The following is a 12,078-nucleotide window of genomic DNA, read 5'->3' as shown; positions in this document are numbered from 1 at the left end:
GTGCTGGCCCTCAGTCCTCGTACGGATCCACGAGCCGGATCGGCCGGCGAACCGCCTCCAACACCTCCGGCGGGAAGTTGGCCCCGGGGACGTAGTAGCGGGCCTTGGTGTTGCCCACTGCCTCCAGCAGACCCGCCTCGGTCAGGGCGCGCACATCCCGCACCGCCTGCTGGTTGCTCAGGTTCTCGGCGCGCTGATAGCGGGCGCGGCGGACGCGGCCGGACAGGGCGGCGTCGTGCAGAGCGGTGACCTGGCGTTCGTCGATGCCGTGGCGCTCCGCGTACTCGGTGAGGTCGATCCAGCAGCGGTTGGAACGGGTGATGCGGTGCTGGACCGACTGGGACTGCTGGTGGTAGGCGAGGAGGTTGAAGCGGATCCAGGGGGCGGTGTCACGGTCGGGGGACCACTCCTTGCCGCCTACGCGGCTGAGGATCTTGTAGTACTCCCAGGTGTTCTTCGGCTTCCCCAGCCATGCCTCGATCGAAGAGAACTCGGGCGCGAGAGTGCCGCCACGCGCGATCAGCAGGGTCTGCAGTGAGCGCGACATGCGGCCGTTGCCGTCGGCCCAAGGGTGGATGTTGACCAGATTGAGGTGGGCCATCGCGGCGCGTACCAGGACGTGGGCGTCCGGATCACCCTGATTGAGCCACTCGACCAACTCGTCCATGAGAGCGGGCACCTGCTCGGCATCCGGGGCGGTGTACGCGACCTCCTGCGGATCGCCCGGCTCATTGATCCACACGCCTCGCCGGCGGAACTGGCCCGCGAGTTTCCTGGGATGGTGATGACCTTGCAGCATCCAGTGCAGGGCGTTGAGCAGCCACACCGAGTAGGCGAAGCCGGGCGCGTCGTGGAGTGACTGGACGTACGTCATGGCGTGCTGGTACGCCAGCGTCTCGGCCTTGTTCGTCTCCGACGTGGCGACTTCCTGCTCACCGTCGATCAGGTCCTCGACATCGACGGAGTCGACCTTGTAGCCCTCGATGGTGTTGGAGCCGGCGATGGCATTTGCGGTCAGCGTCCTACGCAGCCCCGCCGTCCACTTCGTCGGCGTCTGCAGGACCTGGTGCCGCAACTCCTGGCGCATCCTGTCGATGCTCTCCAGAACCTCGCGGTCCTTCGAAGTGAGGGCAGGGGTGCGATACAGCATGACTCTATGATACCCACAGGGCATCACAGAATCATGCCGTCATCGCATCGCCTCGTCCCGCCGTCAGCCCTTCGCGGCCGCGTCCCCGGACACCCCGGACTCCGCCTTCGAGTCCGGAGCCTCCTTGAAGTCGACCTTACTCATGTGCCGGTTCATCGACTTCATCAGGCCCCAGACCGCCAGGGCCATCACCGCGAAGACGATGAAGCCGAGGACGCCGGGGGTGACCTTGTCCTCGTCCACCTCCTTGGCGAGGGTGGCGAGCTGTGTCATTGCCAGGCTTGCGCTTGCGCTCATGTCAGGCATTGTCGCGGATGCCCGCAAAGAGGTCGTCCTCGGGGAGGGAGGTATCGACGAGGGACTTCGCCAGCTCGTACTCCTCCGTCGGCCAGACCTCCTTCTGGAGCTCCAGCGGTACCCGAAACCAACCGCCGTCGGGGTCGATCTGCGTGGCGTGCGCGATGAGCGCCTTGTCACGGATCTCGTAGAAGTCACCGCACGGAACGTGCGTGGTCAGCGTGCGCTGCTTCATCCCGAACTCGTCCCAGCGCTTGAGCCAGTCCCCGTACGGGGACTCCATGCCACGGTCGAGCATGGCCTGGTGCAGCGCCTCGGTGCGGGGGCGGTTGAAGCCCTGGTTGTAGTAGAGCTTCCGCGGCTGGTACGCCGGGCCGTACTCCGCCTCCGGGTACTTCTCGGTGTCCACCGCGCCCTCGAACGCCACCATCGAGATCTTGTGGGTCATGATGTGGTCGGGGTGCGGGTAGCCGCCGTTCTCGTCGTAGGTGGTGATCACCTGGGGACGGAAGGAGCGGATCTGCTTCACCAGCTCACCGGCCGCCTTGTCGACGTCCTCCAGGGCGAAGCAGCCCTCGGGGAGCGGGGGCAGCGGGTCGCCCTCGGGCAGACCGGAGTCGACGAAGCCGAGCCACTCCTGCTTGACACCCAGGATCTCGCGGGCCTCGTCCATCTCCTTCTTGCGTACCTCGTGGATGTGCTCCTCGATGTACTTGTCGCCCTGCAGCTTCGGATTGAGGATGGAGCCGCGCTCCCCGCCCGTGCAGGTCACGACCAGCACGTCCACCCCCTCGGACACGTACTTCGCCATGGTCGCCGCGCCCTTGCTCGACTCGTCGTCGGGGTGGGCGTGCACGGCCATCAGTCGCAGCTGGTCAGTCAAGACTCAATCCTCGTAAGTCGGCGCCCCGGTGTCTTCGGGGGCGAACGGCGCTTCTATAGTGACCGAATCGGGGGGCGGATAATTCCGGGGTACGGCCCGGAGGCCCCGTTTCGGGACATCCGTCCCGCCCCGGCCGAGAGGACGATCATGAGTACGGCGAGCACGCGGCTGTCCGAGAGCCGCTACGGCCGCTCCTCGGACCAGCGCGCCGACCGCACGCTCAAGGTCGTCGGCGCCGCCCTCGGGGCCGTGCTGCTGGCGGTGATCGGCTACTTCGGCTATCACTACGTCGGCCAGAACAAGATCAGCGCCGAGGTGATCGAGTTCGACGCGGGCAAGGACGCGGTGAAGGTGCATCTGGAGGTCCGCAAGGACTCCGGCGCCTCCGGCTACTGCACGCTGCGCTCCCAGGCGGAGAGCGGCGCCGAGGTGGGCCGGGCCGACTTCCGCTTCGACGGCGACGCCACCCGCATCGACAAGGTCGTCACCCTGCGTACGACGTCCCAGGGAACGACGGCCGAGCTGCTCGGCTGCCACGCCGACTGACCGCACCGCCGACCGAAGCCGACCGGACCTGATCGACACCGACCGGCCGCGTCCAGGTTACATAGGCGCTGACCTGCGTTGACGTGATTCTGATGGCTTATGTCCTCCCCCTTCGGCCATTGAATTGTTAGGCTCGTGGTTTCGCCCATCCGTGAAGGAACATCCTTCTGGGTAGGGCGATGCTTTGTATTCCCAGTACCTACGAGGAGCACCTGTGACCCAGACCAGCGAGAACGTCACCTGGCTGACCCAGGAGGCGTACAACCAGCTCAAGGCCGAGCTGGAGTACCTGTCTGGTCCTGCGCGCACGGAGATCGCCGCCAAGATCGCGGCCGCGCGCGAGGAGGGCGACCTGCGCGAGAACGGCGGGTACCACGCGGCCAAGGAGGAGCAGGGCAAGCAGGAGCTCCGAGTGCGCCAGCTGACCCAGCTCCTGGAGAACGCCAAGGTCGGCGAGGCGCCGGCGTCGGCGGACGGCGCGGTGGCGCCCGGCATGGTCGTGACGATCGCCTTCGACGGTGACGAGGACGACACCCTGACCTTCCTGCTCGCCTCCCGCGAGTACGCCAGCTCCGACGTCGAGACGTACTCCCCGCAGTCCCCGCTGGGCTCCGGCGTGATCGGCCACAAGGTCGGCGAGGACGCCGAGTACGAGCTGCCGAACGGCAAGACCGCCAAGGTGAAGATCCTCAAGGCCGAGCCGTACAACGGCTGACCTCGGGACCTCCAGCACCGGCCTTCCACGAGCCCCCGGCCGCCTCCCGGCACCGGGGGCCTCGTCATGCGGTCGCGGAGCGGTACTTCCGTACCGCGAGGGTGCGGAACACGATGATGATCAGGACCGAGTAGATCAGCGAGGCCCAGACCGGGTGCTGCATGGGCCAGGCGTCCGACGGCGACTGTCCGGGATTGGCGAACAGCACACGGCACGCCTGCACGGTCGCGCTGAACGGGTTCCACTCGGCGATGTGCCGCAGCCACGGGGTCATATGGCTGGTGTCCACGAACGCGTTCGAGATGAAGGTGACCGGGAAGAGCCAGATCAGCCCGCTGGACGTGGCCGCCTCCGGTGTCCGCACGGACATGCCGATCAGGGCACCGATCCAGGTGAACGCGTAACCGAGCAGGAGCAGCAGCCCGAAGGCTCCCAGGACCCTGCCCGCGTTCGTGTCGCCGTTCGAGCCCACCCGCCAGCCGACCAGCAGGGCCACGACCGCCAGCACGACGAGCGTCAGCGCCGTCTGTACGGAGTCGGCGAAGGTACGCCCGGTCAGCACCGCGCCGCGCGCCATGGGCAGCGAGCGGAAACGGTCGATAAGGCCCTTGTGCATGTCGTCGGCGATGCCCGCCCCGGAACTGGCGGTGGCGAAGGTGACGGTCTGCGCGAAGATGCCCGCCATCAGGAAGTTCTTGTAGTCGGCGGCGCTGGTGCTGTTGCCGATCTGCATCGACCCGCCGAAGACGTAGGTGAACAGCACCACGAACATGATGGGCTGGATGAGCCCGTAGATGATCATCTCCGGGATCCGGGACATCCGGATCAGGTTGCGCTTGGCGACGACCATCGAGTCCCGGACGGACTGGCTGAACGGGTTCGTGGCCGGCGCGACCCGCACGGCGTCGGTGACGGCGCTCACTTCGCGGCCTCCTTCTTGTCGTTCTCCTCGGTCCCGGCCTCCGCGAGGTGGCCCGTCAGGGACAGGAACACGTCGTCGAGGGTCGGGCGGCGCAGACCGATGTCGTCGATCTCGATGCCGCGGGTGTCGAGCTCACGGATGACCTCGGCCAGGAGTTTGGCGCCGCCGGTCACGGGGACGGTGAGCTTGCGCATGTGCTCCTCGACCGCGGTGTCCCCCTTGCCGAAGCCGCTCAGCACCTCGGAGGCGGGCTGGATGTCGTCGCGCTCGTGCACCACGACCTCGACGCGCTCGCCGCCGGTGCGGGCCTTGAGCTGGTCGGAGGTGCCCTTGGCGATGACATGGCCGTGGTCGACGACGGCGATCTCGTGCGCCAGGTGGTCGGCCTCTTCGAGGTACTGGGTGGTCAGCAGCAGGGTCGTACCGCCGGAGACGAGCTGTTTGATGACCTCCCAGAGCATCTGGCGGTTGCGGGGGTCGAGCCCGGTGGTCGGTTCGTCCATGAACATCACGGGCGGGGAGACGACCAGGGCGGCGGCGAGGTCCAGGCGGCGGCGCATACCGCCGGAGTAGGTCTTCGTGGGCCGGTCGGCGGCGTCGGCGAGGTCGAACTGGGCCAGCAGTTCGTCCGCGCGGGCCTTCGCGGCCCTCGCCTTCATCTGGTACAGCTGGCCGACCATCTGCAGGTTCTCGCGGCCGGTGAGGTACTCGTCGACCGCCGCGAACTGGCCGGACAGGCCGATGGAGCGGCGGACGGCGTCGGGATGCCGGAGGACGTCGATACCCGCGACGACCGCCGAGCCGCTGTCGGGGCGCAGCAGGGTCGTGAGGCAGCGGACGGTGGTCGTCTTGCCCGCGCCGTTCGGCCCGAGCAGGCCGAGGACCGTGCCCTCGGGGACATCGAGGTCGACGCCGTCCAGAGCCCTTACGTCACCGAAGGTCTTCACCAGGCCTTCGGCATAGATGGCGCCTGGCATATGAATCTCCACGTCGTCGGGAAACTTCGGGAAGCCTAGGTTTGCACTTTTCGTTCCGCCGGGTGGCGGAATCACGAGACACACCATAACGCGATATATCGCGTCTCACAATGGACTTGCCCGAAGGAGTGACACGGGGGGTCTTCGAGGCTTCAGCCGATGACGGTGTAACCCGCGTCGCGCAGGGCGTGGCCGACCTCGACGCAGTGCGCGCGGCCCTTCGTCTCCAGGTGGAGTTCGACCTCCGCCTCCGTGAGCCCGAGCCGCGGGTCGGTCCGTACATGGCTCACGTCGAGGACGTTGGCGTCGACCGTCGACAGCACCCCCAGCAGTGTGGCGAGCGCGCCCGGCCGGTCCGTCAGCCGCAGCCGTACGGCCAGGTAGCGGCCCTGCGCGGCCATGCCGTGCCGCAGGACGCGCTGGAGCAGCACCGGGTCGACGTTGCCGCCGGACAGCAGCGCGACGACCGGCCCCTCGAAGGACGTGGGGTCACTGAGCAGCGCGGCGACAGGGCTCGCGCCGGCCGGTTCGACGACCAGCTTGGCCCGCTCCAGGCACAGCAGCAGGGCGGTGGCGATCTCGTCCTCGGTGACGGTGCGGACCTCGTCGACCAGGTCGCGGACGAGTCGGAACGGCACGTCACCGGGCCGGCCGACCTTGATGCCGTCGGCCATCGTCGCCGGGTTGTCGACGGCGACCGGGTGCCCGGCCGCCAGCGAGGGCGGGTACGCCGCCGCGCCCGCCGCCTGCACGCCGACGAGCCGCACGTCGGGCCGCAGCGCCTTCACCGCCGTCGCGACGCCCGCCGCGAGCCCGCCCCCGCCCACACCGACGACGACGGTGCGCACCTCGGGGCACTGCTCGAGGATCTCCAGGCCGACCGTGCCCTGGCCAGCGATGATGTCGGGGTGGTCGAAGGGGTGGATGAAGACCGCGCCGGTGGCGGCGGCGTACTCCTGCGCCGCGGCGAGCGTCTCGTCGACGACCTGGCCGTGCAGCCGCACCTCGGCGCCGTAGTCCCGGGTGGCGCTGATCTTCGGCAGCGGGGCGCCCTTCGGCATGAACACGGTCGAGCGGACGCCGAGCAGCGACGACGCGAGCGCGACGCCCTGCGCGTGGTTGCCGGCGCTCGCGGCCACGACCCCCGCGGCCCGCTCCTCCGGCAGCAGCCCGGCGATCCGCACATACGCGCCGCGCAGCTTGAACGATCCGGTCCGCTGGAGGTTCTCGCACTTGAAGTGGACCGGCGCGCCCACCAGCTGGGACAGGTGCCTGCTGCCCTCCATCGCCGTCACCCGCGCCACGCCCGTCAGCATCTTCTGGGCGCCCCGTACGTCGTCGAGCGTGACGGGCGGCAAGGAGTCAGCCGTGCTGTAGCTCATGACACAAGTCTCGCAGTTCACAGGCACAAGGCCCTGTTGTGACCAAGCACCGAGATGGGTTTGCGCAGCGCCGGTACACCCCGGGTCCGGGCCGCGTACCCTGTCCCCCAACCCAGCACCCCCCTGATGAAGTGAGCCCCCGGCCATGCCCACAACACCCGACATGTCGATGGACATGACGACCGTCGCCGACAGCGGTCTCCTCGACACGCTGCAACACGAGGTGGCGGTCTTCGCCCGCCGTGCCGAACAGACCCGGCTCGGTGGCGTCGGTCAGGTGCGCAACTCCATGGACCGCGCCGCGTATCTGCTGCTCAACCGCCTCGACAAAGAGGGCCCCATGGGGGTCAAGGCGCTGGCGGCGAGCATGGGGATCGACTCTTCGACGGTCACCCGGCAGGTGGCGCCGCTCGTCGACACGGGCCTCGTCAAGCGCACCTCGCACCCGGAGGACGGCCGGGCGGTGGTGCTGCAGCTCTCCCCGCGCGGGCAGTCGCGGCTGGAGGAAGTGCGCTCGTCGCGACGTCAGTTGATGGCCGAGCTGACGCAGGACTGGGCGCCGGAGGAGCGCGAGGCGTTCTGCTCGCTCCTGACCCGCTTCAACACGGCGCTCTCCTCGCGGATGGCGGCGCAGGGAATCTCCGGCGCGGAGACGCCCTCGGTGTCCTGAGGGTGATCCGGTCCCGGCTCTTGACCCGGGCCCGCGGCCGGCCTCATATGAAACCGGGTCCACTCGTGCGGGGCCCGGTTCCTCAGGGTCGGTCAGGCGGGAGGGACGGTGGGACGACGACGTGTGGTCCAGGACGCCCGCCGGAACCGCGAGTTCGAGGCGTTCGTCGCGGGTGCGGCCGGACGGCTGCTGCATGCCGCCACGCTGCTCACCGCCGAGCCGCCCGATCGCAACCCACGCGCGCGGCGCCTGCTGACGCTGTCCCTGGCGCACACGTACGCGTGCTGGGACGGGCTGCGTGGCGAGGACCCGTACGACCGCGCCCGCGGCCAGCTGGCCACCCGCTTCGCCCGCTCCACCTGGCGCCGGCACCACCCGCACCCCGGCAGTCCACTGGCCCGGCTCTCCTCGCAGGAACGTCTGATCCTGGTCCTACGGCTGTACGAGGGGGTCGCCGAGGAACAGGCGGCGGCGCTGCTGGGTCTGCCCCCGGAACGCGTCCAGACGATCTGCGACCGGGCGACGGCGCGGCTGCTGCATCCCCGCGGCACGACGCAGGCCGTGCCGGTCGCGAAGGCGGTGTCGCCGTGAGCCGCGCCCAACGCGAAGCAGCAGCGAGGCGGATCATGGAGCGCGCGCCGACCCCCGTCCCGCCGGACCTGTACCCGGAGGTGCTGCGACGCGGGGGCCGCATGCTGCGCCGCAGAAGGGCCACCGCGCGGCTGATGTGGCTGCTCCTGCTCGCGGCCACGGCGGCGTTCGTCATCTGGGCACTGACGGCCCGCCCGTGGGTGGAGCCGCCGTCGGAGACGACCCCACCGCTGACGGGCTGGTGAGCCTGGAGGACTATCCCAGTGCCTGCTGAAGGTCCTCGATGAGGTCCTCGACGTTCTCGATGCCCACGGAGAGCCGGACGAGGTCGGCGGGGACCTCCAGGGCGGAGCCGGCCACGGAGGCGTGGGTCATCCGCCCCGGGTGCTCGATCAGCGACTCGACACCGCCCAGGGACTCGCCGAGCGTGAACACCTTGGCGCGGTTGCAGACCTCGACGGCCGCCTCCTCGCCGCCCTCGACCCGGAACGAGATCATGCCGCCGAACGCCTTCATCTGCTTGGCGGCGACCTCGTGACCGGGGTGGTCGGGCAGGCCCGGGTAGAGCACACGCGTCACGCGCGCGTGCCGGGTGAGCATGTCGGCGATCTTCGTGGCGTTCTCGCTGTGCCGGTCCATGCGCACCGACAGCGTCTTCGTCCCCCGCAGCACGAGCCAGGAGTCGAAGGGCCCGGCCACGGCGCCCATGGCGTTCTGGTGGAAGGCCAGTTCGTCACCCAGGTCCGGGTCGCCGACGATCAGCGCGCCGCCCACGACGTCCGAGTGACCGCCCATGTACTTGGTCAGCGAGTGCACGACGACGTCCGCGCCCAGCGACAGGGGCTGCTGGAGATACGGCGTGGCGAAGGTGTTGTCGACGACGAGCCTCGCACCGGCGTCCCGGGCGACCTGCGCGACGGCGGCGATGTCGGTGATCCCCAGCAGCGGGTTGGAGGGGGTCTCGACCCACACCACCTTGGTCTTCGGGGTGATGGCGGCGCGCACTGCGGCCGGGTCGCTGGTGTCGGCGACCGACCACTCGACGCCCCACCGCGCGACGACCTTGGCGAACAGCCGGAACGTGCCGCCGTACGCGTCATTGGGGATGACCACATGGTCGCCGGGGCTGAGCAGCGTACGCAACAGGCAGTCCTCGGCCGCCAGTCCGGACGCGAACGCGAGGCCGCGGCGACCGCCCTCCAGGGCGGCGAGGTTCTCTTCCAGGGCGGTCCTGGTCGGGTTGGCGCTACGGCTGTACTCGTAACCGCCGCGCAGCCCCCCGACGCCGTCCTGCTTGTAGGTCGAGACCTGGTAGATCGGCGGGACGACCGCGCCGGTGAGGGGATCGGCGGTGTTGCCCGCGTGGATCGCCAGGGTCTCGAAGTGCTGACTGATGTGCCTGTCACTCATGGGCACCGAGCGTAGTCCGCGAACGGGAGGGATGCGCCCGCGCAAGCCGGAGACCCCGCCCACCCGCAAACGGTCGACGACACCCGTTGGCCAATTGTCGGCGTCGTCTGGAACGCTTGAGGCATGGAGATTCTCTGGGTCCTGATGGCGCTGGTCATGCTCGGCTTCGTGGTGTTGCCGTTCATGCGGCGTCGGCGGGGCATGATCGAGCAGGTCCCGCCGGGCCACCCCGACGCCGCGGATCCGGCGAACTACGGCTTCGTACGCCAGGAGGAGCTGGACGTCCGGATGCCCGGCCCCGACCAGGACCTGCTGGACGTCCTGGACCTGGTGCAGCGCACGCAGGACTACAAGGCGGCCTCCCAGCTCCTCGCCGGCACCGAGACGGAGGGCGAGCTGCGCTGGCAGCGTGTGCAGGCCTTCGCCGGAGCGGCGTCGCTGGAGCTGCAGCAGCGTCCCGGCGGGGTCAGTGAGTCGCCGGGCGGCCAGTGGCTGCGGGTGTGGCGCACCGAGCAGCCCAAGGACGCGGGCGGCGCGGCCGTGCACGCGGAGTTCCTGGTGCAGCAGGCGTGGCGGACGGCGACGCCGGGCACGGACGAGTTCCGGATCATCATGGAGGAGGCGAAGTCGGCGTGCGGCGACGCGGCGCTGCTGGCCCCGGGTGATCCGATCCCGTACATCATCGAGCTGTCGGTGGCCCGTGGACTGGCCTACGCCCGCCCGGAGTTCGAGCAGCTCTGGCTGAAGATCCTGGACCGGGCCCCGGCCCACATGGGCGCGCATCTGGCGGCCCTGCACTACTGGTGCGAGAAGTGGCACGGCTCGCGCCAGCTGGCGTACGACTTCGCGGAGGCGGCGGCGGCCCGCGCGCCCCAGGGCTCCCTGCTCGCCGCGATGCCGCTGTTCGCGGTGTTCGAGCATCTGCCCGAGGTGAACCTGGTCAGCGGCTTCTACCAGAGCGAGGTCGTGACGAAGGCGATGCACGGCGCGCTGTTCGCGGTGCACGCGGCCCGCCATGACGACCCGATGCTGGCGCACGTACGCCATCTGCTGGTCTTCTTCCTGGTCCGCGGCGAACGCTGGGCGGAGGCCATGGACCAGCTGACGCACGTCGACGGTCACGTCGGGGCGCTGCCCTGGACGCTCTCCCCGGACCCGGCGGCGGAGTTCGCGGTGTACCGCGCGCTGGCGGTGGCGGGCTACGAGGCCAACGGCGGCAGCCCGGCGACGCTCCCGCACTGAGCCCGGAATCTGCGGGGCCGGCCGTACGTTGAAGGGGGTACCGCCCGGTTGGGAGGTGCCCCACGAGGAAGGAAGCCTCATGCTCTTCGGCCGTACGCCCGTCCTGCCCACCCCCGAGCAGGCGCTGCAGGGCCGTCCGGAACCGATCTTCACGGTCCCCGACCACCACACCGTCCTCGGCAACCCGCTGCTCGGCCCCTACCCCGAGGGCCTGGAGACCGCCGACTTCGGGCTGGGCTGCTTCTGGGGCGCCGAGCGCAAGTTCTGGCAGCTCCCGGAGGGCGTGTGGACGACCCTGGTCGGCTACCAGGGCGGCTACACCGAGCACCCCACCTATGAGGAGGTCTGCTCGGGCCTGACCGGCCACACGGAGGTCGTCCGCGTGGTCTTCGACCCGAGCGTGATCTCGTACGAGCGGCTGCTGAAGACGTTCTGGGAGGCCCACGACCCCACCCAGGGCTTCCGCCAGGGCAACGACGTGGGCACGCAGTACCGCTCGGCGATCTACACGCACACCCCGGACCAGGCGAAGACGGCCGAGGCGTCCCGCGAGTCCTACCAGGAGGTCCTCACGCGCGCCGGCCACGGCACGATCAGCACGGAGATCCTCCCCGCGGAGGGCCGCACCTTCTACCCGGCCGAGGCGTACCACCAGCAGTACCTCGACAAGAACCCGGCGGGCTACTGCGGAATCGGCGGCACAGGCGTCTCCTGCCCGATCGGCGTCGCCAGGGCCGACGGGTGAGCGACGGCGTCACCGCGTCACCGGTCCAGGCCCGGTCGTCGGGCGGGGGGCGGCTCCGGCTGCTTTGATGGAGGGCATGAGCAGCAGAAGTGTCGTCGTGGAGCGGCGTATCGCCGCAGGCCAGGGGCCCGTGTGGGAGTCCTTGACCGATCTGCGGGGCATGGAGCAGATGCTCAGCGGGGTCACCGGCGTCGAAGTGCTCACGGCCGGGGTCTTCGGGGTCGGCACGCGGTGGCGGGAGACGCGGCGCATGTTCGGCAAGGAGGCCACCGAGGAGATGTGGGTGACGGCCTGCGAACCGCCGGAGCGCTATGTGGTGGAGGCCGAGTCGCACGGCACCCGCTACATCTCGGAATGGCAGCTGCTGGCGGACGGGCCGACGGCGACGACGGTGCGTATGACGTTCACGGGCGTGACCTCCGGCGGGGTCACGGGCCTGCTCGCCAGGGTTCTGGGCGGCGTGGGCGCCCGGGCGGTGAGCAAAGCCGTCGCGAAGGACCTGGAGGACGTCGCCGTGGCGGTCGAGGGCCGCAGACGCTGACGCGCCG

At 69.8% G+C, this 12,078-nt stretch carries 15 protein-coding genes; 8 read left to right on the top strand and 7 right to left on the bottom strand.

The window, feature by feature from the left end:
- Positions 1–10: 10 nt before the first annotated feature.
- From ACFZBP_RS27140 to mca, 3 genes are all read right to left on the bottom strand, one after another.
- Positions 11–1,150: a Fic family protein gene (locus ACFZBP_RS27140; RefSeq protein WP_391416788.1), complete on the bottom strand. Its 1,140-nt coding sequence runs from the start codon at positions 1,148–1,150 to the stop codon at positions 11–13.
- Positions 1,151–1,213: 63 nt separating this feature from the next.
- Positions 1,214–1,456, bottom strand: coding sequence for a hypothetical protein (locus ACFZBP_RS27135; protein ID WP_383460365.1), 243 nt, complete (start codon positions 1,454–1,456; stop codon positions 1,214–1,216).
- Positions 1,449–2,309: a mycothiol conjugate amidase Mca gene (mca, locus tag ACFZBP_RS27130; RefSeq protein WP_391416919.1), complete on the bottom strand. Its 861-nt coding sequence runs from the start codon at positions 2,307–2,309 to the stop codon at positions 1,449–1,451. Before mca ends, ACFZBP_RS27135 begins: the two co-directional genes overlap by 8 nt.
- Before the next feature lie 168 nt (positions 2,310–2,477).
- Between mca and ACFZBP_RS27125 the strand changes: the two genes are divergently transcribed.
- Positions 2,478–2,876, top strand: a complete 399-nt coding sequence (locus ACFZBP_RS27125) for a DUF4307 domain-containing protein (RefSeq protein ID WP_383460362.1) — start codon at positions 2,478–2,480, stop codon at positions 2,874–2,876.
- Positions 2,877–3,090: 214 nt separating this feature from the next.
- Positions 3,091–3,591, top strand: coding sequence for a transcription elongation factor GreA (gene greA, locus ACFZBP_RS27120; protein WP_383460359.1), 501 nt, complete (start codon positions 3,091–3,093; stop codon positions 3,589–3,591).
- 64 nt (positions 3,592–3,655) lie between these two features.
- On the opposite strand, the gene ACFZBP_RS27115 is transcribed toward greA, so the two are convergent.
- From ACFZBP_RS27115 to ilvA, 3 genes are all read right to left on the bottom strand, one after another.
- Positions 3,656–4,513, bottom strand: a complete 858-nt coding sequence (locus tag ACFZBP_RS27115) for an ABC transporter permease (protein ID WP_391416786.1) — start codon at positions 4,511–4,513, stop codon at positions 3,656–3,658.
- Positions 4,510–5,490, bottom strand: a complete 981-nt coding sequence (locus ACFZBP_RS27110) for an ATP-binding cassette domain-containing protein (protein ID WP_391416784.1) — start codon at positions 5,488–5,490, stop codon at positions 4,510–4,512. The genes ACFZBP_RS27115 and ACFZBP_RS27110 overlap by 4 nt, the downstream gene beginning before the upstream one ends.
- A gap of 152 nt (positions 5,491–5,642) precedes the next feature.
- Positions 5,643–6,872: a threonine ammonia-lyase gene (gene ilvA, locus ACFZBP_RS27105; RefSeq protein WP_391416782.1), complete on the bottom strand. Its 1,230-nt coding sequence runs from the start codon at positions 6,870–6,872 to the stop codon at positions 5,643–5,645.
- Between the two features lie 163 nt (positions 6,873–7,035).
- Here ilvA and ACFZBP_RS27100 point away from each other — a divergent pair, with 163 nt between their 5' ends.
- The 3 genes from ACFZBP_RS27100 (at position 7,036) to ACFZBP_RS27090 (ending at position 8,378) form a co-directional block, all read left to right on the top strand.
- The gene (locus ACFZBP_RS27100) at positions 7,036–7,542 is read left to right on the top strand and encodes a MarR family winged helix-turn-helix transcriptional regulator (protein WP_383455983.1); all 507 of its coding nucleotides are present in this window, start codon (positions 7,036–7,038) and stop codon (positions 7,540–7,542) included.
- Positions 7,543–7,650: 108 nt separating this feature from the next.
- Entirely contained in the window at positions 7,651–8,133 is a 483-nt protein-coding gene (locus ACFZBP_RS27095; RefSeq protein ID WP_391416780.1) for a sigma factor-like helix-turn-helix DNA-binding protein, read from the top strand.
- On the top strand, positions 8,130–8,378 hold the full coding sequence (locus ACFZBP_RS27090) for a hypothetical protein (RefSeq protein ID WP_383455533.1): 249 nt from the start codon (positions 8,130–8,132) through the stop codon (positions 8,376–8,378). The genes ACFZBP_RS27095 and ACFZBP_RS27090 overlap by 4 nt, the downstream gene beginning before the upstream one ends.
- Before the next feature lie 10 nt (positions 8,379–8,388).
- On the opposite strand, the gene ACFZBP_RS27085 is transcribed toward ACFZBP_RS27090, so the two are convergent.
- The gene (locus tag ACFZBP_RS27085; protein WP_391416778.1) at positions 8,389–9,543 is read right to left on the bottom strand and encodes a cystathionine gamma-synthase; all 1,155 of its coding nucleotides are present in this window, start codon (positions 9,541–9,543) and stop codon (positions 8,389–8,391) included.
- Positions 9,544–9,666: 123 nt separating this feature from the next.
- On the opposite strand from ACFZBP_RS27085, the gene ACFZBP_RS27080 reads away from it, so the two are divergent.
- The 3 genes from ACFZBP_RS27080 (at position 9,667) to ACFZBP_RS27070 (ending at position 12,071) form a co-directional block, all read left to right on the top strand.
- Positions 9,667–10,785, top strand: a complete 1,119-nt coding sequence (locus tag ACFZBP_RS27080; protein WP_383455540.1) for a hypothetical protein — start codon at positions 9,667–9,669, stop codon at positions 10,783–10,785.
- 79 nt (positions 10,786–10,864) lie between these two features.
- Complete coding sequence (msrA, locus tag ACFZBP_RS27075; protein ID WP_391416773.1) at positions 10,865–11,530, top strand: peptide-methionine (S)-S-oxide reductase MsrA; 666 nt, start codon at positions 10,865–10,867, stop codon at positions 11,528–11,530.
- A gap of 76 nt (positions 11,531–11,606) precedes the next feature.
- Positions 11,607–12,071: an SRPBCC family protein gene (locus ACFZBP_RS27070; RefSeq protein WP_391416769.1), complete on the top strand. Its 465-nt coding sequence runs from the start codon at positions 11,607–11,609 to the stop codon at positions 12,069–12,071.
- Positions 12,072–12,078: the final 7 nt, after the last annotated feature.

Origin of the sequence: Streptomyces sp. NPDC008086 (assembly GCF_042957325.1) — a bacterium.
GTDB lineage: Bacteria > Actinomycetota > Actinomycetes > Streptomycetales > Streptomycetaceae > Streptomyces.
Note: the sequence above shows the minus strand (reverse complement) of the source record. Positions and strands in the feature narration are given on the sequence as shown.